The 23,332-nt window shown below is 61.4% G+C and carries 21 protein-coding genes; 18 read left to right on the forward strand and 3 right to left on the reverse strand.

The window, feature by feature from the left end; translation table 11 throughout:
- Nucleotides 1–60 precede the first annotated feature (60 nt).
- The gene (map, locus tag BN1136_RS17115; protein ID WP_043758708.1) at nt 61–849 is read right to left on the reverse strand and encodes a type I methionyl aminopeptidase; all 789 of its coding nucleotides are present in this window, start codon (nt 847–849) and stop codon (nt 61–63) included.
- Nucleotides 850–1,208: 359 nt separating this feature from the next.
- Between map and rpsB the strand changes: the two genes are divergently transcribed.
- The 17 genes from rpsB to accA all read left to right on the forward strand — a co-directional run bounded on the left by rpsB (nt 1,209) and on the right by accA (nt 20,506).
- Nucleotides 1,209–1,937: a 30S ribosomal protein S2 gene (gene rpsB / locus BN1136_RS17120; protein ID WP_005343780.1), complete on the forward strand. Its 729-nt coding sequence runs from the start codon at nt 1,209–1,211 to the stop codon at nt 1,935–1,937.
- A 104-nt stretch (nt 1,938–2,041) separates the two neighbouring features.
- Nucleotides 2,042–2,923, forward strand: a complete 882-nt coding sequence (tsf, locus tag BN1136_RS17125; protein WP_010673404.1) for a translation elongation factor Ts — start codon at nt 2,042–2,044, stop codon at nt 2,921–2,923.
- Nucleotides 2,924–2,994: 71 nt separating this feature from the next.
- Nucleotides 2,995–3,729, forward strand: a complete 735-nt coding sequence (pyrH, locus tag BN1136_RS17130; RefSeq protein WP_043758712.1) for a UMP kinase — start codon at nt 2,995–2,997, stop codon at nt 3,727–3,729.
- A gap of 93 nt (nt 3,730–3,822) precedes the next feature.
- Nucleotides 3,823–4,380: a ribosome recycling factor gene (gene frr, locus BN1136_RS17135; RefSeq protein ID WP_043758714.1), complete on the forward strand. Its 558-nt coding sequence runs from the start codon at nt 3,823–3,825 to the stop codon at nt 4,378–4,380.
- Nucleotides 4,381–4,452: 72 nt separating this feature from the next.
- Nucleotides 4,453–5,229, forward strand: coding sequence for a polyprenyl diphosphate synthase (gene uppS / locus BN1136_RS17140; RefSeq protein WP_043758716.1), 777 nt, complete (start codon nt 4,453–4,455; stop codon nt 5,227–5,229).
- A gap of 27 nt (nt 5,230–5,256) precedes the next feature.
- A complete protein-coding gene (locus BN1136_RS17145; protein ID WP_043758718.1) occupies nt 5,257–6,114 on the forward strand; it encodes a phosphatidate cytidylyltransferase in 858 nt (285 codons plus the stop codon).
- Nucleotides 6,115–6,181: 67 nt separating this feature from the next.
- A complete protein-coding gene (ispC, locus tag BN1136_RS17150) occupies nt 6,182–7,378 on the forward strand; it encodes a 1-deoxy-D-xylulose-5-phosphate reductoisomerase (protein ID WP_043758720.1) in 1,197 nt (398 codons plus the stop codon).
- 52 nt (nt 7,379–7,430) lie between these two features.
- The gene (gene rseP, locus BN1136_RS17155) at nt 7,431–8,783 is read left to right on the forward strand and encodes a sigma E protease regulator RseP (RefSeq protein WP_043758722.1); all 1,353 of its coding nucleotides are present in this window, start codon (nt 7,431–7,433) and stop codon (nt 8,781–8,783) included.
- A gap of 34 nt (nt 8,784–8,817) precedes the next feature.
- On the forward strand, nt 8,818–11,241 hold the full coding sequence (bamA, locus tag BN1136_RS17160) for an outer membrane protein assembly factor BamA (RefSeq protein ID WP_043758723.1): 2,424 nt from the start codon (nt 8,818–8,820) through the stop codon (nt 11,239–11,241).
- A 144-nt stretch (nt 11,242–11,385) separates the two neighbouring features.
- Entirely contained in the window at nt 11,386–11,898 is a 513-nt protein-coding gene (locus tag BN1136_RS17165) for an OmpH/Skp family outer membrane protein (RefSeq protein WP_043758725.1), read from the forward strand.
- Between the two features lie 3 nt (nt 11,899–11,901).
- Nucleotides 11,902–12,921, forward strand: a complete 1,020-nt coding sequence (gene lpxD / locus BN1136_RS17170) for a UDP-3-O-(3-hydroxymyristoyl)glucosamine N-acyltransferase (protein ID WP_043758734.1) — start codon at nt 11,902–11,904, stop codon at nt 12,919–12,921.
- 24 nt (nt 12,922–12,945) lie between these two features.
- The gene (gene fabZ, locus BN1136_RS17175; RefSeq protein WP_010673414.1) at nt 12,946–13,407 is read left to right on the forward strand and encodes a 3-hydroxyacyl-ACP dehydratase FabZ; all 462 of its coding nucleotides are present in this window, start codon (nt 12,946–12,948) and stop codon (nt 13,405–13,407) included.
- A gap of 2 nt (nt 13,408–13,409) precedes the next feature.
- Nucleotides 13,410–14,201, forward strand: coding sequence for an acyl-ACP--UDP-N-acetylglucosamine O-acyltransferase (gene lpxA, locus BN1136_RS17180; protein ID WP_081843632.1), 792 nt, complete (start codon nt 13,410–13,412; stop codon nt 14,199–14,201).
- Complete coding sequence (gene lpxB / locus BN1136_RS17185) at nt 14,194–15,333, forward strand: lipid-A-disaccharide synthase (protein WP_043758728.1); 1,140 nt, start codon at nt 14,194–14,196, stop codon at nt 15,331–15,333. The genes lpxA and lpxB overlap by 8 nt, the downstream gene beginning before the upstream one ends.
- A 73-nt stretch (nt 15,334–15,406) precedes the next feature.
- Nucleotides 15,407–15,997 carry a ribonuclease HII gene (rnhB, locus tag BN1136_RS17190; RefSeq protein ID WP_043758730.1) on the forward strand — a complete coding sequence of 197 codons (591 nt, stop codon included), beginning with the start codon at nt 15,407–15,409 and terminating at the stop codon, nt 15,995–15,997.
- Between the two features lie 62 nt (nt 15,998–16,059).
- Nucleotides 16,060–19,539: a DNA polymerase III subunit alpha gene (dnaE, locus tag BN1136_RS17195; protein WP_043808981.1), complete on the forward strand. Its 3,480-nt coding sequence runs from the start codon at nt 16,060–16,062 to the stop codon at nt 19,537–19,539.
- Nucleotides 19,540–19,555: 16 nt separating this feature from the next.
- Nucleotides 19,556–20,506: an acetyl-CoA carboxylase carboxyl transferase subunit alpha gene (gene accA / locus BN1136_RS17200; protein WP_043758744.1), complete on the forward strand. Its 951-nt coding sequence runs from the start codon at nt 19,556–19,558 to the stop codon at nt 20,504–20,506.
- 70 nt (nt 20,507–20,576) lie between these two features.
- Here accA and BN1136_RS17205 read toward each other — a convergent pair whose 3' ends face one another.
- The gene (locus BN1136_RS17205; RefSeq protein WP_043758746.1) at nt 20,577–21,974 is read right to left on the reverse strand and encodes an MATE family efflux transporter; all 1,398 of its coding nucleotides are present in this window, start codon (nt 21,972–21,974) and stop codon (nt 20,577–20,579) included.
- 100 nt (nt 21,975–22,074) lie between these two features.
- A complete protein-coding gene (locus BN1136_RS17210) occupies nt 22,075–22,983 on the reverse strand; it encodes a LysR family transcriptional regulator (RefSeq protein WP_043758749.1) in 909 nt (302 codons plus the stop codon).
- On the opposite strand from BN1136_RS17210, the gene BN1136_RS17215 reads away from it, so the two are divergent.
- Complete coding sequence (locus BN1136_RS17215) at nt 22,982–23,158, forward strand: hypothetical protein (protein WP_156135314.1); 177 nt, start codon at nt 22,982–22,984, stop codon at nt 23,156–23,158. The two genes, BN1136_RS17210 and BN1136_RS17215, sit on opposite strands and share 2 nt — an antisense overlap.
- The last annotated feature ends 174 nt before the right edge of the window (nt 23,159–23,332 follow it).

Here is a 23,332-nt window from a genome sequence, read left to right on the forward strand (position 1 = left end):
CGCCGTGCGGGGCCTGCGGCTGATAAAAACAAAACCCCGGCGAGGGGCCGGGGTTTGATGTTAACCGTGTTTGATGAGACGGTCGATAGTGTCGTCCGGGCGCAGGGTCAGCACCTCGCAGCCATCCTCGGTCACCAGCAGGGTGTGCTCCCACTGGGCGGAGTCGCCGCCGTCCTTGGTGGTGACGGTCCAGCCGTCCTTCGGATTGACCTTGCAGTGATACTTCTTGCTGTTGACCATGGGCTCGATGGTGAAGCACATGCCCGCTTTCAGCTCCAGCTTGCCGCCGTTGCGGTAGTGCAGGATCTGCGGCTCTTCGTGGAACTCGGCACCGATGCCATGGCCGCAGTAGTCGCGCACCACGGAGAAACCGGCCTGTTCGACGATGGGCTGGATCACGGCGCCGATCTCGGTGATGCAGGCACCCGGACGCACCTTCTTGATGGCGGCGTAGAGGCTATCCTGGGCAATCTTGCACAGCTGGCGGCGCAGGGGCGTGGTCTGGCCCACGATGAACATGGCGGAGGTGTCGCCGTGGTAGCCATCCTTGATGACGGTGATGTCCAGGTTGATGATGTCCCCTTCCCGCAGCTTCTTGTGGTTCGGGATGCCGTGGCAGATCACGTCGTTGACCGAGGTGCAGATGGACTTGGGGAAGCCGTGGTAATTGAGCGGTGCGGGAATGGCCTGCTGTACGTCGACGATGTAGTCGTGGCACAGGGTGTTCAGTTCATCTGTGGTGACGCCTGCCTTGACGTGGGGGGCGATCATGACCAGCACGTCGGCAGCCAGCTGGCCGGCAACGCGCATCTTTTCAATCTCTTCCGGTGTCTTGATTTTAATGGACATGGGATCTCTCTTGGGGCCCGGTTGCGCATCCTGGCGATGACCAGCAACCGGGTAATGAAAAATAGATGCGTTTGCAATCAGGGCGAAATTTTATCCCCAACCCCCGTTTACTTCCAGTGTGATCGTCATCGCAACGTCATCCAGCGGTCGCACCCTGTGCAGGGATCCATTTTTAGCGCTGCAGCTGGTGGTGTCGTGACCAAACTTATGGTATAAAGCGCGCCGGAATGGGGAACTCGTGTCCCCCTCCATCACCCTTACTTAAACAACACACACACATCGACACCTGTACCGGGGTGCCCCCTTGGGGTCGGTTACATGGGATGTGTGGAGGCCTAACCCCAATACAGAGGTATAAAATGGCTAAAGTTTCTATGCGCGACATGCTGCAAGCCGGCGTTCACTTCGGTCACCAGACTCGTTACTGGAACCCGAAAATGAAGTCCTACATCTTCGGCGCCCGCAGCAAGGTTCACATCATCAACCTGGAAAAAACCGTTCCGATGTTTGACGATGCCATGAACTTCATCAGCTCCGTAGCTGCCAAGAAAGGCAAGGTACTGTTCGTTGGTACCAAGCGTGCCGCGTCTGAAGCCGTTAAAGAAGCCGCTGAGCGTTGCGACCAGTTCTATGTTAACCACCGCTGGCTGGGCGGCATGCTGACCAACTGGAAAACCGTTCGTCAGTCCATCAAGCGCCTGAAAGATCTGGAAACCCAGAGCCAAGACGGCACCTTCGACAAGCTGACCAAGAAAGAGGCGCTGATGCGTACTCGCGAAATGGAAAAGCTGGAGAAGAGCCTGGGTGGTATCAAGAACATGGGCGGCCTGCCTGACGTTCTGTTCGTTGTCGATGCCGACCACGAGCACATCGCTATCAAAGAAGCCAACAACCTGGGTATCCCGGTAGTTTCCATCGTTGATACCAACTCCAACCCGGACGGCGTTGACTATGTCATCCCGGGTAACGACGACGCTATCCGTGCCGTACAGCTGTACCTGAACGCTGCTGCTGACACCGTTCTGGAAGCCCGCGAGCAGGACATCGTTGTTCAAGCCGAACAAGATGGCTTCGTTGAAGCTGAGTAATTGATAAGGACTGAAAAGCCCTTATTAACCAAGCTGATGTAATTGGTTAGCAGGGGCCCTTGTGGCCCCTGTTTCTTGTCAATTCAAGACCGAGGATACTGGACATGGCAAACATTTCTGCCGCCCTGGTAAAAGAACTGCGCGAGCGCACCGCCGCTGGCATGATGGATTGCAAAAAAGCGCTGGAAGAAGCCAACGGTGATATCGAGCTGGCTATCGAAAACATGCGTAAATCCGGTCAGGCCAAGGCCGCCAAGAAAGCGGGCCGTATCGCCGCTGAAGGCGTGATCTTCGCCCGTACCGAAGGCAACGTTGCCGTCATGATCGAGCTGAACTGCGAGACTGACTTCGTTTCCAAGGATGCCGGTTTCCTGGCCATGGGTCAGAAGATCGTCGAGATCGCTGCTACCCAGAAAATCGCTGACGTTGACGCGCTGAAAGCCGCCGACTTCGGTAACGGTGAGTCCGTAGAGCTGACCATCACCAACCTGATCGCCAAGATCGGTGAGAACATGAACCTGCGTCGCGTGATGCTGGTTGAAGGTGACAATCTGGGCACCTACGTTCACGGCTCCCGTATCGGTGTTATCACCAAGCTGGTCGGCGGTACCGACGAGCTGGCCAAAGATCTGGCCATGCACGTTGCTGCCAACAGCCCGCAATTCGTCAAGCCCGAAGACGTGTCTGCTGAAGTCGTTGCCAAAGAGCGCGAAATCCAGATCGACATCGCCATCAACTCCGGCAAGCCGAAAGAGATCGCCGAGAAGATGGTTGAAGGCCGCATGAAGAAGTTCACCGGTGAGGTTTCCCTGACTGGTCAGCCGTTCGTGAAAGATCCTTCCATGACCGTTGCCGAGCTGCTGAAGAAAGAAGGCGCTGACGTTGTTTCCTTCACCCGTTTCGAAGTGGGCGAAGGCATCGAGAAGCAAGAGACCGACTTCGCTGCTGAAGTAGCAGCACAGATCGCGGCCGCTCAGAAGGCCTAATCGAACCGGTTTTTCCGTTTCCCCAGACCGCGACTTATGTCGCGGTCTTTATATGACCAGGAATCAGTGACATGAGTACCAATCCCAAGCCTGCATACAGACGTGTTCTTCTGAAGTTGAGTGGTGAAGCCCTGCAAGGATCCGAGGGTTTCGGCATTGATCCGGCGGTGCTGGAACGGATGGCCCAAGAGATCAAAGAGCTGGTTGAGCTGGGTGTTCAGGTCGGTCTGGTCATCGGCGGCGGCAACCTGTTCCGTGGTGCCGGTCTTGCCAAGGCGGGCATGAACCGCGTGGTGGGTGACCACATGGGCATGCTGGCGACCGTCATGAACGGCCTGGCCATGCGTGATGCCCTGCATCGTGCTTATGTGAATGCCCGCCTGATGTCTGCCATCTCCCTGCAGGGGGTCTGCGACTCCTACAGCTGGGCAGAGGCCATCAGCCAGCTGCGTGCCGGCAAGGTGGTGATCTTCTCCGCCGGTACCGGCAACCCCTTCTTTACCACCGACTCCGCAGCCTGCCTGCGCGGCATCGAGATCGAAGCCGACGTGGTGCTGAAAGCCACCAAGGTCGATGGTGTGTTCACCGACGATCCGGTCAAGAACCCGGATGCAGTGCTCTATCAGGAACTGAGTTATGATGAAGTTCTTGAAAAAGAACTCAAAGTGATGGATCTTGCTGCTTTTACCCTGGCCCGCGACCACGATCTGCCGATCCGGGTGTTCAACATGAACAAACCGGGTGCCTTGCGCCGGGTGATCATGGGCGAGCCGGAAGGTACCCTGATCCACCAGGGCAGCAAGTAAGGCAAGTGTGAGCCCTGCTCGCTTGTCCATTACGCCAGTCAACAAGATAGATACGGGCCGCCCGCCGGCTCGTTCGCCAAAAGGAAAACCACTGTGATCAACGAGATTAAAAACGACGCCAAGGACCGCATGGGCAAAAGCGTAGAGTCGCTCAAGACCCAGATGTCCAAGATCCGTACCGGCCGTGCTCACCCGAGCCTGCTCGACGGCATCCAGGTGGAGTATTACGGTGCTGCCACTCCTCTGAAGCAGTTGGCCAACGTGGTGGCAGAAGATGCCCGTACCCTCTCCATTTCCATTTTCGATCGCTCCATGATCCAGGCGGTGGAAAAAGCCATCCTGACCTCCGATCTGGGCCTGAACCCGTCCAGCAACGGCCAGACCCTGCGCGTGCCGCTGCCGCCGCTGACCGAAGAGCGTCGCCGCGATCTGACCAAGATCGTCCGTGCCGAAGCCGAAGGTGCCCGCGTCGCCATTCGTAACATCCGTCGCGATGCCAACGCCGATCTGAAGGCCCTGCTCAAAGACAAAGAGATCTCCGAAGACGACGACCGTCGTGCCCAGGAAGAGATCCAGAAGCTGACCGATACCTTCATCAAGCTGGTGGATGACGCCCTGGTTGCGAAGGAAAAGGAGCTAATGGAAATCTAAGCCTCCGACAGGTATATTACGAGCGCCGTGTAGTGCCCCTGCACGGCGCTTTTGTCTTTGTGGGAGAAATGAATGTCGCTTTTGGCTGCGCTTGGCGATAGCGCCGGCTCGTCCTTGCCTCGTCACGTCGCCATCATCATGGATGGCAATGGTCGCTGGGCCCAGAACCGCGGCAAGATGCGGGTTTCCGGTCACAAGGCGGGCGTGAAATCCGTGCGTGAGGCCGTGTCCTTTGCCGCCCGTGCCAAGATGGAGGCGCTGACCCTGTTTGCGTTTTCCAGTGAAAACTGGCGCCGCCCCGAGGGGGAGGTCAATGCCCTCATGGAGCTCTTCATGACAGTGCTGGGGCGTGAGGTACAAAAACTGCACGAAAACGGGATCCGTCTCAAGGTGATCGGCGATACCTCTCGTTTTAGTGAACGATTGCAGGCCAAGATCGCCAAGGCCGAGGCCCTGACCGCTGACAACCGGGGGCTGACCCTCAACATCGCCGCCAACTATGGCGGTCAGTGGGACATCGCCCAGGCGGCCCGCAAGCTGGCCCGGGCCGTGGCCGTAGGCGAGCTGGATGCCGAGGCGGTCGACGAGGCTGCACTGGGACGCGAGGTCTGCATGGCCGACCTGCCGCCGGTGGATCTGCTGATCCGCACCGGTGGTGATCATCGCATCAGCAACTTCGTGTTGTGGCAGCTTGCCTATGCGGAACTCTATTTTACCCCGGTCCTGTGGCCCGATTTTGACGAGGCCGAGTTCAGTGGGGCTGTCGCCTCCTTCGTTGCTCGCGAGCGTCGTTTCGGGTGTACGGGTGAACAGATCCGGGAATTGATCGCCGCGCAACAGACCGGCTAAACCCCGCTCCCAAGAGAGAGGTTTCTTTTGCTAAAACAACGAATTATTACAGCACTACTGTTAGTGCCCCTGGTGTTGGGGGCGCTGTTTTTCCTGCCATTGAAATTCTTTGCCCTGCTCGCTGCCCTGGTCTTCCTGCTGGCGAGCCGTGAGTGGAGTGCCTTCGTTTCTGCCCAGCCGCAGCAGTGGCTGCCGCTGGTGTTCTGCCTGTTGCTCGGGGCCAGCCTGTTCTGGGTGCCGGTGGAGCAACTCTGGATCCCCCAACTGCATCCGCTGGTGATGGGCGTGCTCTGGACCGCCGTCAGCTGGTGGCTGCTGGGGCTGCTGCTGGTGCTGCGCTACCCGCGAAGTGCCAGGCTGTGGCGAGAGTCCATCTGGCTCAAGTCCCTGTTCGGCCTGGTGACCCTGGTGCCCTTCTTCTGGTCCCTAGTGGCCATCCGTGGCTACAACTTCTACCACGACCCCATGATGGGGGCCTGGATCCTGCTGTTCGTGATGGGGCTGGTCTGGGCGGCAGATTCTGGCGCGTATTTCTTCGGCAAGGCGTTCGGCAAGCACAAGCTGGCACCGTCCGTCAGCCCGGGCAAGACCATCGAAGGCATGCTGGGCGGCCTGTTCACCGCCAGCCTTCTGGCCATCGGCGTGACCTGGTTCATGGGGTTCGTGCCTGCCAAGATGGTGACAGTGCTGCTCTGTTCTCTGCTGGCGGTGCTGGCATCCGTACTCGGTGATCTCACCGAGAGCATGTTCAAGCGGGAGGCCGGCATCAAGGATTCCGGTACCCTGTTGCCAGGCCACGGCGGCATCCTCGATCGCATCGACAGCCTGACGGCGGCCCTGCCGGTGTTCCTGCTCAGCTACCTGTTGCTCGGTCAGGAGTTTTGATGCCTCGCGCACTGATGATCCCGGGAGCGTCCCGCTCCATCAGTCTGATACCCATTCAGGAGTCTTGATGCATAACCTGGTGATCCTGGGAGCGTCCGGCTCCATCGGTCAGAGCACCCTCAAGGTACTGCGACAAAATCCCGGGCGCTGGCAGGTGCTGGCGCTGACCGCGGCCCGCAGCGTGGACGCCATGCTGCGGGACTGCCTCGAATTCTCTCCCCGCTTCGCCGTCATGGTGGACGAGGCGGCTGCCAGCGATCTGGCGGGGCGGCTCAAGGCCCACGGCTGCACCACCCGGGTGCTCTCAGGCCAGGCCGCCCTGTGCGACGTGGCCGCTCATCCCGAGGCACACAGCGTGATGGCGGCCATCGTCGGGGCGGCGGGTCTGGCGCCCACCATGGCTGCCGTGCGCGCCGGCAAGCGGATCCTGCTGGCCAACAAGGAGGCGCTGGTGATGTCCGGGGCCTTCTTTATGGAGGCGGTGCGCACCCACGGCGCCGAGCTGCTGCCCATCGACAGTGAACACAACGCGATCTTCCAATGTCTGCCCGAGGCCATCCAGCGCCAGCCGGGCTTTTGCGATCTGGCAGGCGCCGGCATCAGCAAGATCCTGCTGACCGGCTCGGGCGGCCCCTTCCGCTACACCGACATCGGCGAGCTGGCCCACGTCACCCCTGCCCAGGCGGTGGCGCATCCCAACTGGTCCATGGGGGCCAAGATCTCGGTGGACTCCGCCACCATGATGAACAAGGGGCTGGAGTACATAGAGGCGCGCTGGCTGTTCAATGCGGCGCCCGAACAGATCCAGGTGGTGATCCATCCCCAGTCGGTCATCCACTCCATGGTGCAGTACAAGGATGGCTCCGTCCTGGCCCAGCTTGGCAACCCGGACATGTGCACCCCCATCGCTCACGCCTTGGCTTACCCGGCCAGGATTGAGTCTGGCGTGGAACCTTTGGATTTCTTCAGTGTCGGAGAATTCAGCTTCATCCGGCCCGACTACGCGCGCTACCCCTGTCTGCAGCTTGCCATGACGGCCTGCCAGCAGGGGCAGGCGGCGACCACTTCCCTCAATGCCGCCAACGAAGAGGCCGTCGCGGCTTTTCTTGCAGAGCGGATTGGATTTATGGATATTGCCAGAATCAATGAATCCGTCATGGCCGAGCTGGGCACGAGTGCCGCAGGCTCGCTGGCGGATCTCATCGCCCTGGACGGTACGGCCCGTGCCCGTGCCCAGCAACTGATAGAGGTACTTGCCCGATGAATGAACCGCGTTGGTGTGACGCCCCTCTTGCTGCCGTTGAGGTGACGCACTGATGGGCGGCGTGTTGTGGAATATCGGCGCCTTCATCGTCGCCCTCGGGCTGCTGGTGGCGGTGCATGAGTTCGGTCACTTCTGGGTCGCCCGTCGCTGCGGCGTCAAGGTGGAGCGCTTCTCCATCGGGTTTGGCAAGGCGATCTGGCGCCGGCTCGGCAAGGACGGTACCGAGTACGTGCTGGCGCTCATTCCCCTCGGTGGCTACGTCAAGATGCTGGATGGGCGGGTCGACGAGCTCAAGCCGGGCGAGGAGCAGTACGCCTTCAACCACAAGAGCGTCTGGGCACGAATGGCCATCGTCGCGGCCGGCCCCATGGCCAACTTTGTGTTCGCCCTGTTCGCCTTCTGGCTGATGTTCATGATCGGGGTGCCGAGCGTGAAGCCGGTGGTCGGCGAGGTGCGCCCCGCCTCCATCGTGGCCCAGGCCGGCATCGAGCCCGGCATGGAGATCGTCGGCGTCGGCGGCGAGGAGACAGGTGACTGGGAGAGCGTGACCTATGCCCTCATCAGCCACCTTGGCGATGATTCGGTCCAGCTCAAGCTCAAGGCTGCCAATACCAGCTACGCCGTGGACAAGACGCTCCAGCTCGAGGGCTGGACGTTCGATCCGGACAAGGAGTCCCCCATCGGGAGCCTCGGGATAGTGCCTCTCGGCGGCAAGGTGCTGCCCGTGGTGGAGGCCGTGGTGCCGTCGAGCGCCAGCGAGAAGGCCGGTCTTCAGATAGGGGATCGTATCAAAGGGGTCGATGGACAAGCCATCACCGAATGGGCACAGTTTGTCGAGCGGGTGCAGCAGTCGCCGGAACAGCAGATGCAGGTGACCGTCGAGCGGGCGGGCAGCGATATCACCCTGACCCTGACCCCGGATGCCAAGAAAGTACGTGGCCAGCTGGTCGGCTTTGTGGGGTTGTCGCCGCAACTGGTTCCATTACCGGATGAGTATCGAACTCTGTTACAGTATGGGCCTTTACAGGCCTTGTGGCACGGGGTCCAGAAGACCTGGAGCCTGATCACCCTGACCTTCGACATGATAGGCAAGCTGATCGGTGGCATCGTCTCCCTGGACAATCTGAGCGGCCCCATCTCCATCGCCAAGGGGGCCGGCAGCAGCGCCGATTACGGGTTGGTCTATTTCCTCGGGTTCCTGGCACTCATCAGCGTCAACCTGGGGATCATCAACCTGTTCCCCCTGCCGGTGCTGGATGGTGGCCACTTGGTCTATTTCCTCATCGAGGCGGTCACCGGCAAGCCGGTACCGGAAAAAATTCAGGAAGTTGGGTTCAGGATAGGCGCCGCCATTCTGATGTTACTGATGGGCATTGCGCTGTTTAATGATTTCGCTCGCCTCTGAGGCCAGAGCATCAACAAGGACACATAAGAACAAAATGGCTGTTAAAAAAGCATTGGTGTTGAGTTGCCTGCTGGGGGCTAGCTTCCTGGCTCAGGCTGCCCCGGCCTCTTTTGTGGTGCAAGACATTCAGGTCGAGGGCCTGCAACGGGTGACCCTGGGTGCCGCCCTGTTGAATCTGCCGGTGCGGGTCGGTGATTCCGTCGATTCCGTGGCCCTGGCGAACGCCATCAAGAAGCTCTATGCCTCAGGCAACTTCGAAGACGTCAAGGTCTATCGTGACGGTCAGGTGCTGCAGGTCGTGGTCAAGGAACGCCCGACCATCTCCAGCATCGAATTCTCCGGCAATAAGGACATCAAGGAAGAGCAGCTGACCCAGAGCCTGGAGTCCTCCGGCATCCGGGTCGGTGATCCCCTCGATCGCACCGTGCTGAGCTCCCTCGAGAAAGGGCTGGAAGATTTCTACTACGGCGTGGGCAAGTACTCCGCCAAGGTCAAGGCCATCGTCACCCCGCTGCCGCGCAACCGGGTCGATCTCAAGTTCACCTTCGTGGAAGGTCAGGCCGCCAAGATCCAGCAGATCAACATCGTCGGCAACAACGTCTTCCCGGAAGAGAAGCTGCTGGCCCAGCTCTCCCTCAAGGACGACGTGCCCTGGTGGAACTTCACCGGCGACCAGCGTTATCAGAAACAGAAGCTGGCGGGTGACCTCGAAGTGCTGCGCTCCTACTACATGGACCGCGGCTACATCCGTTTCACCCAGGAGTCCACCCAGGTCTCCATGACCCCTGACAAGAAAGGGGTCTACGTCACCCTCAACATCAAGGAAGGGGATCAGTACAAGGTCTCCGGCGTCCAGCTCAAGGGCGACCTCATCGATCGCGGTGGCGACATGAAGGGGCTCATCCCCATCGAGGCCGGCAGCGTCTATTCCGCCAGCCAGGTGACCCACACCGAAGAGGTGCTCTCCAAGTTCCTCGGTCGTTACGGTTACGCCTATCCGAAAGTGGTCACCTTCCCCCAGATCAATGACCAGACCAAGGAAGTCGAGCTCATCGTCAACGTGGAGCCGGGCCCCCGCGTCTACGTGCGCAACATCAACTTCAGCGGCAACGTCACCACCAAGGATGAAGTGCTGCGTCGCGAGATGCGCCAGATGGAAGGCACCTGGCTCTCCTCCGACAACGTGGAGCAGTCCAAGACCCGTCTCAACCGCCTCGGCTTCTTCGAAACCGCAGAAGTGGATACCAAGCGTGTACCGGGCAGCGATGACCAGGTCGACCTCGACTTCAAGGTCAAGGAGCAGCCTGCCGGCTCCATCAACGCCGGTGTCGGCTACGGTACCGAGTCAGGCCTGAGCCTGCAGGCGGGCCTGCAGCAGGACAACTTCATGGGGACCGGCAAGAAGATCGGCATCAACGCCAGCACCAACGACTACTCGAAGAACATCGATCTGAGCTACAACGATCCCTACTTCACCGTCGATGGGGTCAGCCTGGGCGGCCGCCTCTACTACAACAAGTTCAGTGCGGCCGACGCCAACATCGTGGATTACGAGAACACCACCATCGGTTTCCGTCTCTCCAGCGGTTTCCCGGTCAACGAGAACAACCGTCTCGACTTCAGCCTCGGCTACGAGAACAACAAGCTCTCCCAGCCCAACCCCTATGTGCAGGTGGATGAGTTCTGGAAGGTGTATCAAGCCAACCTGGATGGCGACAACCGCATGGTGTTCAACACCGTCGACGTCACCGCTGGCTGGACCCGTTCCACCCTCAACAAGGGCCAGTTCCCGACTGCCGGTGACCGTCAGCGCGTGAATGCCAAGGTGACGGTGCCGGGTATGGATCTGCAGTACTTCAAGCTCAACGCCGAAGACTCCCATTACTTCCCGCTCGATGCGGACCACAAGTGGGTCATGCTGGCCAAGGCCCGCGCCTCCTACGGCAACGGTTATGGCAGCAACGGTGACTATGAGCACGTCCTGCCGTTCTTCGAGAACTACTACGCCGGTGGCTTTGACACCCTGCGCGGCTTCAAGAGCAACACCGTGGGTCCGAAGGCGCTCTACTACTACAACCTGGGCGGTAACGACGTGATCCAGGGTACCGACAGCTCGGTGGGGGGCAATGCCCTGGCGGTCGCCTCCTTCGAGATGATAGTGCCGACGCCGTTCGCCTCTGAAAGCTATCAGCCCCAGCTGCGGACCAGCTTCTTCGTCGATGCGGGTACCGTGTGGGACACCACCTTCGACTACAGCGATTACGAGAACCGTTGCTTCAGCGGCTGTAGCTATCTGATGGACTACTCCGACCCCAGCAACATCCGGGTGTCGACCGGCCTGTCGCTGCAGTGGCTCTCCCCCATGGGGCCCCTGGTGTTCGTGTTGGCGAAACCGATCAAGAAATACGAAGGGGACGATACCGAAGTCTTCTCCTTCAACATCGGCCGTACCTTCTAAAGGCGGACGACCCCCCGCTGCGGCGGGGGAAATATGATGGGTCACGCGGTGTGCGTGCCTCACCAGGTAACAAGACGGTCATGTGGATCGCTTGCACAATCAGGTAAATCAGGTAGCCCTCTACCGAGGGACCAAGGAGTTAGTGTGAATAAAGCGTTGAAAGTAGCTGGTTTGAGTTTTGCACTGATGGCTGCCGGCATGGGTTCCGCCTGGGCCGAGACCAAGATCGCCGTGGTCGACATGGCCGAAGTGTTCCAGAAACTGCCCCAGCGTGAAGCCGTTGCCAAGAAGCTCAAAGGTGAATTCGAGCCGCGCATGCGCGAGCTGCAGAAGCTGGAGTCCGACGGTCAGGCACTGGTCGAGAAGTTCAAGAAGGACGAAGCCTTCATGAGCAACGAGCAGAAGAAGCAGAACCAGGAGAAGCTGGCCAAGCTGCAGATGGAGTTCAACCAGAAGCGCCAGGCATTCGAGCGTGACAATGGCCGTCGCCAGTCTGAAGAGCGCAACAAGATCCTGACCAAGGTACAGGCTGCCATCGACTCCATCGCCAAGAGCAATGGCTACGATCTGGTGCTGGAGCGCAACGCTGCCCCCTATGCCGCCAGCAAGCTGGACATCTCCGGCCAGGTTATTTCTCAGGTTAGCAAGAGCAACTAATTGATGGCATTCACTCTCGCACAGCTGGCCCAGCAACTGGGGGCCGAGGTCCATGGGGATGGGACCCGGGAAATTCGCAAGGTCGCGACACTGGAAAAAGCCGGGGAGGGGGAGATCGCCTTCCTGTCCAACAAAAAGTACCGGCATTTCCTGGAGCAGAGCAAGGCGACTGCCGTGCTCATCACCGAGGCAGACCTGCCGTTTTGCCCCACCAATGCCCTGGTGCTCAAAGACCCCTATGTGGGCTTTGCCCGGGTAGCCCAACTGCTGGACACCACGCCGCAGCCGGCCATGGATATCCATCCGAGCGCCGTCATCGCGGCGGACGTGCAACTGGGCGAGAGAGTGGCCATCGGTGCCAATGCGGTCATCGAATCCGGCGTGGTGCTGGGTGATGATGTCCGCATCGGTCCGGGCTGTTTCGTTGGCAAGAACACCCGACTGGGCGCGCGCTCCCGGTTGTGGGCCAACGTCACCCTCTATCACAACGTGACCCTGGGCACGGATTGTCTGGTGCAAGCCGGAACCGTGATCGGGGCCGACGGTTTTGGCTATGCCAACGAGCGTGGCGAGTGGATCAAGATCCCCCAGCTCGGTGGCGTGACCATCGGCAACCGGGTCGAGATCGGTGCCTGCACCACCATCGACCGTGGTGCGCTGGAAGATACCCGCATCGCCGACAACGTCATCATCGACAACCAGTGCCAGATCGCCCACAACGTCGAGATCGGCTACGGCACCGCCGTGGCGGGCTCCACCGTGATGGCCGGTAGTCTCAAGGTCGGCAAATACTGTATCATTGGCGGCGCCTCCGTCTTCAACGGGCACATGGAGATCTGCGACCAGGCTACCGTCACCGGTATGGCCATGGTCATGCGGCCCATTACCGAGCCCGGTATCTACTCTTCCGGCATCCCCCTGCAAACCAATAAAGAGTGGCGCAAGACCGCTGCCCGGGTGATGCGTATCGAAGAGATGCACAAGCGGTTGAGCAAGCTTGAGAAAAAGCTGGATCAAGAATAATCACGATTGGTATAGGGTACTGTTTTGACTACTGAAAAGAAGAGCCTGGGTATCCAGGAAATCATGGATCTGCTGCCCCACCGTTATCCGTTCCTGATGGTGGACAAGGTGGAAAATTACGAGATCAGCGATGAGCGCAAGACCCTGCGCGCCATCAAGAACGTCTCGTTCAACGAGCCGATCTTCCAGGGCCACTTCCCGGCCAAGCCGGTGTTCCCCGGCGTGCTGATCCTGGAAGCCATGGCCCAGGCCACCGGTATCCTGGCCTTTACCATGGTGGGCAAACCGTCCCCCAACGAGCTCTATTACTTTGCCTCCATCGACAACGCCCGCTTCAAGCGCCCTGTCGGACCTGGCGATCAGCTGGTGCTGGACGTAGAGTTCCTGAAGGAGCGCCGCGGCATTGCCAAGTTCACCGGTGTCGCCACCGTCGACGGTGAAGTGGTCTGTACTGCCGAACTGATGTGCGCCAAACGCGAGGTATAACCGTGATCGACCAGACTGCCATCATCCACGATACCGCCATCGTCCATGAGTCTGCCGTCATCGGTAAAGGGGTTGAAATCGGCCCCTTTTCCGTCATCGGTGCCGAGGTGGAAATCGGCGACAACACCTGGGTCAGCTCCCATGTGGTGATCAAGGGGCCGACCAGGATCGGTCGTGGCAACAAGATCTTCCAGCACACCTCCATCGGTGAGGATTGCCAGGACAAGAAGTACGCCGGCGAGCGCACCTTCCTCGAGATCGGCGACAACAACGTGTTTCGCGAGAACTGCACCGTGCACCGTGGCACCACCCAGGATCAGAGCCTGACCAAGGTGGGCAGCGGCAACCTGTTCATGGTCAACGTCCACGTAGCCCACGACTGCATCATCGGTGACAACTGCATCTTCGCGAACAACGCGACCCTGGCGGGCCACGTGCACATCGGCGACTTCGTGATCTTCGGCGGTCTGTCCGCCATTCACCAGTTCGGCCGCGTCGGCTCCCACGCCTTCGTCGGTGGCTGCGCCGCCCTGAACAAGGACGTGCCGCCTTACGTGATGGCCGCTGGCAACTACGCCAAGCCGTTCGGGGTCAACTCCGAGGGGCTGCGCCGCCGTGGCTTCACGCCTGAGGCGATCTCCGCCGTCAAGCGCGCCTACAAGGAGATCTTCCGCTCCGGCAAGACCATCGAAGAGGTGCTGCCGGTGCTGAGTGAGATGGCCCAGTCCGAGCCTGCCGTCCAGCTCTACGTCGATTTCCTCAAAGACAACGAGCGCGGGATCATCCGTGCCTAAGCCCATTCGCATCGGCATCGTCGCCGGAGAGGCCTCCGGCGACATCCTGGCCGCAGGGCTGGTGCGCGAACTGCAGCGTCGCTATCCGGACGCGCAATTCGAGGGGATCGCCGGGCCGCGCATGCAGGCCCTGGGCGTCAAGGCGCTGTTCGAGATGGAGGAGCTCTCCGTCATGGGCATCGCCGAGGTGTTGGGCCGTCTGCCCCGCATCCTGCAGGTGCGCCGCGAACTGCTGCGCCACTTCATTGCCAATCCTCCCGACGTGTTCGTCGGCGTGGATGCACCGGATTTCAATATCGGGGTGGAGCTGAAACTGCGCCGCGCCGGTATCAAGACGGTCCACTATGTCAGCCCCTCCGTGTGGGCCTGGCGTCAGGGCCGCATTCACAAGATCAAGGCGGCCACCGACATGGTGCTCGCCTTCCTGCCGTTCGAGAAGGCCTTCTACGACCGCTTCGACGCTCCCTGCCGTTTCGTCGGCCACACCATGGCGGATGACATTCCCCTGGTGCCGGATCAGGCAGCCGTGCGCAAGGAACTCGGCATCGATCCTGCCCGCCGCTGGCTGGCGGTGCTGCCGGGCAGCCGCCACGCCGAGGTGGACTTCATGTCGCCGGTCTTCCTCGAGGCCTGCAAGCACCTGACGGTGCACTGCCCGGATCTCGGCTTCATCGTGCCCCTGGTCAACCAGAAGCGGCGCGAGCAGTTCCTGGCCATCAAGGAAGAGATTGCGCCGGATCTCGACATGGTGTTGCTGGATGGCCAGGGTCGCGAGGCCATGATCGCCGCCGACGTGGTGATGCTCGCCTCCGGCACTGCGGCCCTCGAAGCCATGCTGGTGAAAAAACCCATGGTGGTGGGCTACAAGCTCAAACCCTTCAGCTACTGGCTGGCCCAGTGGCTGGTGAAGACGGACTATGTCTCCCTGCCCAATCTGCTGGCGGACAGGATGCTGGTGCCCGAGCTCATCCAGCACGAGTGCACCCCGGCCAATCTGGTGGAAGAGGTGAGCAAGTTGCTGGAGCACGACAACAGCGAACTCATCGCCACCTTCACCAAGTTGCACGAGAAGATCCGCTGCAATGCCGACGTGCAGGCCGCCGAGGCGGTGGCCGCGCTGCTGGAACGCTAGCCGGCCTGCGCGCCTCACGCGATATTGTGCTGACACTGGCCCTGCGGGGCCGGTTTTGATTCAAGGCTATGAGATGACGATCGATATTCCCGAAGACAAGCTGATTGCCGGGGTGGACGAGGTGGGCCGCGGCCCCCTGGTGGGTGACGTGGTCACCGCCGCGGTGATCCTGGATCCCGCCAATCCCATCGCCGGCCTTGCCGACTCCAAGAAGCTCTCCGAGAAGAAGCGGCTGGCCCTGTTCGACGAGATCCGGGAGAAGGCGCTGGCCTATGCCATCGGGCGCGCGAGCCCGGAAGAGATCGACGAGCTCAATATCCTGCACGCCACCATGCTGGCGATGCAGCGCGCCGTGGCGGGGCTCAGGGTCACGCCCGAGCTGGTCTTCATCGACGGCAACCGCTGCCCGGCTCTGCCGATGGAAGCCCGCGCAGTGGTCAAGGGGGACAGCCTGGTGGCCGCCATCAGCGCCGCCTCCATCCTCGCCAAGGTGACCCGGGACGCCGAGATGAGCGAGCTCGACGCCCGCCATCCGGAGTACGGCTTCGCCCGTCACAAGGGCTACCCTACGCCTGAGCACCTCGCCATCCTGGCCGAGCGCGGCCCCCTGCCCGAGTACCGGCAGAGCTTCAAACCGGTGCGCCGCGCCCTGGGGATCGAATAACCCATGCCACGCTGTCTGCATGACGACATTCGCGCCAGCTGGCGCCACGAGAGGGGATAACCATGGCTGACCCCCGTTTCATCCATCTGCGGGTCCACTCCGACTTCTCCATGGTCGACGGCCTGCAGAAAATCGGGCCCATCGTCTCGGCCGCCGCCGCCAACAACATGCCGGCCCTGGCCCTGACCGACCAGATGAACATGTGCGGCCTGGTGCGCTTCTACGGCAGCGCCCACGGCAAGGGGATCAAGCCCCTGGTTGGCGCCGACTTCTGGGTGCAGAGTGACGAGCTAGGCGACGAGCAGTTCCGTATCACCCTGCTGGCCATGGACAACGACGGCTACCAGAACATCACCCTGCTCATCTCCCGCGGCTACCAGCGCGGCCACGTGCAGGGGCGCCCCGTCATCGACAAGGCCTGGCTCGCCGAGCATGCCAAGGGAGTGATCGTGCTCTCCGGCGGCCGCGAGGGGGATGTGGGCAAGTTCCTGCTCAAGGGCAACCGCCAGATGGTGGAGCAGTGCCTCGCCTTCTACCAGACCCACTTCCCCGACGCCTACTATCTCGAGCTGCTGCGTACCGGCCGCCCCGACGAGGAGGTCTACCTGCACATGGCGGTCGTCCTCGCGACCGAGTTCGGCGTGCCCGTGGTGGCCACCAACGAGGTGGTGTTTCTCGGGGCCGATGACTTCGACGCCCACGAGATCCGGGTCGCCATCCACGATGGCTACACCCTGATGGACAAGCGCCGCCCGCGCCGTTACAGCCCCCAGCAGTACCTGCGCAGCCAGGAAGAGATGTGCGAGCTGTTCGCCGACATTCCGGAGGCGCTGGAAAACACGGTGGAGATCGCCAAGCGCTGCAACGTGACGGTGCGCCTCGGTGAATACTTCCTGCCGAACTTCCCCACCGGCGACATGACCACCGAAGACTTCCTGGTCATGAAATCGAAAGAGGGCCTCGAGGAGCGCCTCGAATTCCTGTTCCCGGATCCCGCGGTGCGGGCCGAGCGCCGGCCCGAGTACGACGATCGCCTCGACATCGAGCTCAAGGTGATCAACCAGATGGGCTTCCCGGGTTACTTCCTCATCGTGATGGAGTTTATCCAGTGGTCCAAGGACAATGGCATCCCCGTGGGCCCGGGCCGGGGCTCGGGTGCAGGCTCGCTGGTGGCCTACGCCCTCAAGATCACCGACCTGGACCCGCTGGAATTTGATCTCCTGTTCGAACGTTTCCTGAACCCCGAACGGGTATCCATGCCCGACTTCGACGTCGACTTCTGCATGGACAGGCGCGACGAGGTGATCGAACACGTCTCCGAGATGTACGGCCGGGAGGCGGTCTCCCAGATCATCACCTTCGGCAGCATGGCGGCCAAGGCGGTGGTGCGGGACGTAGGAAGGGTGCTGGGCCACGCCTACGGTTTCGTCGATCGCATCTCGAAACTCATTCCGCCGGACCCCGGCATGACGCTGGCCAAGGCGTTCGAGGCCGAGCCCAAGCTGCCGGAGCTCTACGAGCAGGACGAGGAGGTCAAGGACCTCATCGACATGGCGCGCCGCCTGGAAGGGGTGGTGCGCAACGCCGGCAAGCACGCCGGCGGCGTGGTCATCGCGCCCACCAAGATCACCGACTTCGCGCCCCTCTATTGCGACGACGAGGGACACCACCCGGTCACCCAGTTCGACAAGAACGACGTGGAGTACGCGGGCCTGGTGAAGTTCGACTTCCTGGGGCTGCGCACCCTCACCATCATCGACTGGGCGCTCGGCATGATAAACCCCCGTCTTGCCAAAGAGGGCAAGCCGCCGGTGGATATCGCCGCCATCCCCATCGATGACAAGAAGTCGTTCGCCCTGCTGCAGCGTTTCGAGACCACGGCAGTGTTCCAGCTCGAATCCCGCGGCATGAAGGACCTCATCAAGCGCCTGCAGCCCGACTGCTTCGAAGACATGATCGCCCTGGTGGCCCTGTTCCGTCCGGGCCCGCTCCAGTCCGGCATGGTGGACAACTTCATCGACCGCAAGCACGGCAATGAGGCCATCTCCTATCCGGACGAGAAGTGGCAGCACGAGAGCCTTCAGCCCATCCTGGAGCCCACCTACGGCATCATTCTCTACCAGGAGCAGGTGATGCAGATCGCCCAGACCCTGGCGGGTTATACCCTGGGGGGCGCGGACATGCTGCGCCGGGCCATGGGCAAGAAAAAACCCGAGGAGATGGCCAAGCAGCGGGCCGGCTTCGAGGAGGGCGCCATCAAGAACGGCGTCGACGGCGAGCTGGCGATGAAGATCTTCGACCTGGTGGAGAAGTTCGCGGGTTACGGCTTCAACAAGTCCCACTCCGCCGCCTATGCCCTGGTTTCCTACCAGACCCTCTGGCTCAAGACCCACTTCCCGGCGGAGTTCATGGCGGCGGTCATGACCGCGGACATGGACAACACCGACAAGATAGTGACCCTGGTGGACGAGTGCCAGCGCATGGGGCTGACCGTCATTCCTCCTGACGTCAACACCGGCCGCTACCGCTTCAGCGTCAACGAGGACGGTCACATCGTCTACGGCATCGGCGCGGTGAAGGGGGTGGGGGAAGGCCCCATCGAGGCGATCCTGGAGGCGCGGGATCGGGACGGCCCGTTCCGCGACCTGTTCGATTTCTGCAACCGGGTCGACATCAAGAAGCTCAACAAGCGGGTGATGGAGAAGCTCATCCTCTCCGGCGCCATGGACAGGCTCGGTCCCCACCGCGCCGCCCTGATGGCGACCCTGGAGGAGGCGATGCGCGCCGCCGAGCAGCACGCCAAGGCGCAGGCGGTGGGGCAGGTCGACATGTTCGGCGTGCTCACCGAGGAGATCGACGACGTCAAGAAGGCGTTCGCCAACGTGCCCCACTGGCCCGACAAGGTGTGGCTGGAAGGGGAGCGGGAGACGCTGGGTTTGTACCTCACCGGTCACCCCATCAACCAGTACAGCGGCGAGCTGCGTCGCTACACCTCGGGCCGACTGTGCGATCTGCATCCCACCTCCCGGGATACGGTGACCACGGCGGCGGGCCTGGTGATCGCGGCGCGCAGCATGGTGACCAAGCGTGGCAACAAGATGGGGATCTTCACCCTGGACGACAGATCCGGCCGTCTGGACGTGACCCTCTTCAGTGAAGCGCTGGAAAAATACGAAGAATTGATGCAAAAAGACCGTATTTTAGTGGTTTCTGGACAGGTCAGCTTTGATGACTTCTCCGGTGGCCTTAAAATGTCGGCCCGCGAATTGCTGGATATCAACGATGCGAGGGAGCGTTTTGCCAGGGCAATCCGTATTTCCCTCGATGAACAACGCATTGACGAGCGCTTTTTCCCGCGTTTGTGCGAGATTTTGGAGCCCGCCCGTGCCGGAGTCTGTCCGGTTCAGGTAAACTATCGTCGCCCCGGTTCCCGGGTGCGATTGACGCTCGGTACCGAGTGGCGGGTGACGCCCACCGATCAACTGATAGATGACTTGCGAGTCCTGCTTGGACGAGAGCGGGTTGAATTGGTTTTTGATTAGAGGATCTATTGTCCCTATGAGTCTTTTTCTGGATTTTGAACAGCCGATCGCCGAGTTGCAGGCACAGATCGATGAACTTCGCCATGTGAGCGAGCACAACAGTGCCGTGGATCTGAGCGAAGATATTCGCCGGCTGGAGAAGAAAAACGAAGAGCTGACCAAGAAGATCTTCGGCGATCTGGGTGCCTGGCAGGTGTCCCAGATGGCGCGTCATCCCCAGCGCCCCTACACCCTCGACTACATCGAGCAGATCTTCACCGACTTCGACGAGCTGGCGGGCGATCGCGCCTACGCCGATGACAAGGCCATCGTCGGCGGCATCGCCCGTCTGGACGGCGAGCCCGTGATGATCATCGGTCACCAGAAGGGTCGCGAGACCAAGGAGAAGATCAAGCGCAACTTCGGCATGCCGCGCCCGGAAGGGTACCGCAAGGCCCTGCGCCTGATGGAGATGGCCGAGCGCTTCAAGATGCCGATCATCACCTTCATCGACACCCCGGGTGCCTACCCGGGCGTGGGTGCCGAGGAGCGTGGCCAGTCCGAGGCCATCGCCCGCAACCTGAAAGTCATGGCCGGTCTGACCGTGCCGGTCGTCTGCACCGTGATCGGTGAGGGCGGTTCCGGCGGTGCCCTGGCCATCGGCGTGGGCGATCGCGTCAACATGCTGCAGTACTCCACCTACTCCGTCATCTCCCCGGAAGGCTGCGCCTCCATCCTGTGGAAGAGCGCCGAGAAGGCCTCGGTGGCGGCGGATGCCATGGGCATCACGGCCCAGCGCCTGAAAGAGCTCAAGCTCATCGACAACATCGTCGAGGAGCCCCTCGGCGGCGCCCACCGCGACGTGGAGAAGATGGCCCAGCACCTCAAGGCCCGCATCAAGCAGGACCTCGAGGCCCTGCGTCCCCTTGACAGCGAGCAGCTGCTGGAGCAGCGCTACCAGCGCCTGCTGGGTTACGGCTACTGCTAAGCCCGCTTCGCCCTCGTCAAAAGTCCCCGCTTGCGGGGACTTTTTTATGGGCGATCGTCTGGGGCCGGGGTCAGGAGGTCGCGGCCTGCGTCCTCATCCGGGCAGGGGCATGGCGCTTGGGGGCGACGGGGAGCAGAGCCCGCCACTCCCGCCACAGCAGCCAGCACAGGGGCGGGGTCAGTAGCAGCACGGTTGCGGGCTGGGCCACCAGGACGCCCTCGCGCCCCCACCAGAGGGGCAGCAGGAAGATGAGCGGCAGCAGCAGCACCGTCTTGGCCACCGAGAGGACGAGGGCCTGCCGGGTGCGGGCCATGGACTGCAGCAGCACGATGCCGAACATGATGATCCCCTCCAGCGGAATGGCGCCAAGGTTGAGGGTCAGGCTGCTGATGGCAGCCGCCAGCAGCTCGCCATCCTGATCGCCGGTGTAGAGCATGGCCACCTGGCGCGGCAGCAGCTGGATCAGCAGCCAGACCGCCAGACCGTAAACGAGCGTGATCTTGAGCCCCATCTCCATCAGGAACTTCAGGTCGCGATGGCGTTTGGCGCCGGCCGCCTGGCTGACCAGGGGCTGGATGCCAAATGCCAGCCCCTGCAGGATGACGATGAAGACCGCCTCTGTGTAACCGGCCACGGTGAAACCCGCCAGATCCTTGACCGAGCCGTGCACCATCAGCTGGCTGTTGTGCAGCAGCAGCAGCAGACCCAGGTTGAACTGGGCGATGAGGCTGGGCAGCCCGGTGTACAGCAGGTTGGGCATGGCCGGCAAGCTGGGCACCAGCTGGCGCCACTCCAGACGCAGCCTGGCATGGCGGGTGAAGAAGTAACCCAGACCGATGAGGCTGACCACCCCCTCGGAGAGGAGAGTCGCCTGGGCCGTGCCGGTCAGGCCCAGCCCCAGTCGGCCTACCATGATGTAGTTCAGGAGGATGTTGAGCACGGCCCCGCCGCTCACCAGCACCATGGCGAGACGGGGGCGGCCGTCGTTGCGCAGCAGGTAGGGCACCGCCAGATTGCTGGCCAGCAGCAGGGTGCCTCCCCCTATCCAGGTGAGGTAGTCGCTGGCCTGATGCCAGGTCTCGGTGCCGGGCTCCATCCCCAGGGCCAGCAGGATGTCAGGGTGCCAGTGGTGCAGCAGCAGGGGGGCCACTGTTCCCAGCAACAGCAGCAGCCAGAGCCCGTTGACCAGCGCCTGGCGTGCCAGAGCGAGGCTCCTGGCGCCCTGCTGGAAGGAGATGGCGGTCGCTGCCCCCATGGCGATCATGGCCGCGAGGCCGATCAGTACCATGATGACCGGATAGACCAGGTTGATGCCGGCGAGGCCGGCAGCCCCCACGTAATGGCCGACGAAGATGCCGTCCACCAGGTAGTAGGCGCCGGAGACCAGCATGGCCATGATGGAGGGGAGGGCATAGCCCCAGAAACGGCGGGTCATGGCCCGCTGGCGTCGAATGAAATAGGCAGACATCGCTGTGCTTCTTTGGATCGGGGATAGAAGTCACAGTGTAAATTCACGTCATTTTATTGATAATCGGCCATTTGGTTGATGAATTGATGAACACGATTCATCAGTAATGCCTCTGATAGTGGGCCTTCAGCATGTCGATGAGGGCACGCAACCCTTGTCCCAGCTGGTGCCGACCGGGATAGAAGAGGTTGAAGCCGGCGAAGGTGGGGCTCCACTCATCCAGAACAGCGACCAGCCGACCCGTCGCCAGGGCCTCCTTTACCTCCCCCTCCTCGCAATAAGCCAGCCCGAGCCCCGCCTCTGCCGCCCCCAGATAGAGGGCCGGCGTGCTGGTGGTGAGGGGGCCCGCCACCTCTATCTCCAGCAATTCGCCGTTGGCGGCGAAGTCCCAGCGATAGTGATGATGGGGAGTGAGCCGATAGCCGATGCAGTCGTGCTGGCTCAGCTCCGAGGGGTGTCGGGGCGTGCCGCGCCTCGCCAGGTACGCGGGGGAGCCCACGACCAGATAACGCTGCGGGGGCCCGAGGGGCACGGCGATCATCTCCTGGGGCAGCAGATCCCCGTAGAAAAGGGCTGCGTCGAAACCGTCCTCGATGAGGCGGGGCATCAGCTCCTGCTCCACCACCTCCACCTGCATGCGCGGGTAGCGCACCAGATAGTCGATGAGCACCGGGGTCAGTATCTCCTGAATGGCGGCCCGGGGGGCACAGATCTTCAGCTTGCCCACGGGCTCGCCTGCGTGGTGCTTCAGCTCGTCCAGGGCCTCCTCCAGCTGTCCCAGGGTCGGCAGCAACTGTGCCAGCAGGCGCTCGCCAGCTTCAGTCGGCACGACAGCCCGAGTGCTGCGATTGAGCAGTCGTACCGCCAGGCGGCTCTCCAGCCCCTTCAGGGAGTGGCTCAGGGCCGAGGCAGAGACCCCGAGTTCGAGGGCGGCCTTGCTGAAACTGCGATGGCGGGCGACGGCGGCAAATACCGCCAGTTCGGCAAGATCGGTGCGAGAGATGGTCATGGTCGGCACGCAGGAAGAGGGCGAAAGGCAAGGGTACGTCAAGGGAGGACGGGAGACAATCGGCACGCAGGCAACGGGGTTTGTAATGGGTTTGTTGCTGTTTTCCGAGGGCAAGGAGATGCCAAGAACAGTTTATTTGTTAAAAAAAAATCGCAATATGGCGATTGCAATGTGATCTAACGCGATTGAAAGGCGACTGCAATCAAACTTTGGTTGATTAATTCAAAAAAACGCTGTGATTAATAGGGCCTTTTAACTAGAGTCTGCTCATCGGATGAGGCGACCGTTGTCAGCTTGTTAACGACGGAAGGCGCCGCCATCAGGTTCAGGATTTCATGCCGCAGTATGT

The organism is Aeromonas taiwanensis (assembly GCF_000820165.1).
Taxonomy (GTDB): domain Bacteria; phylum Pseudomonadota; class Gammaproteobacteria; order Enterobacterales; family Aeromonadaceae; genus Aeromonas; species Aeromonas taiwanensis.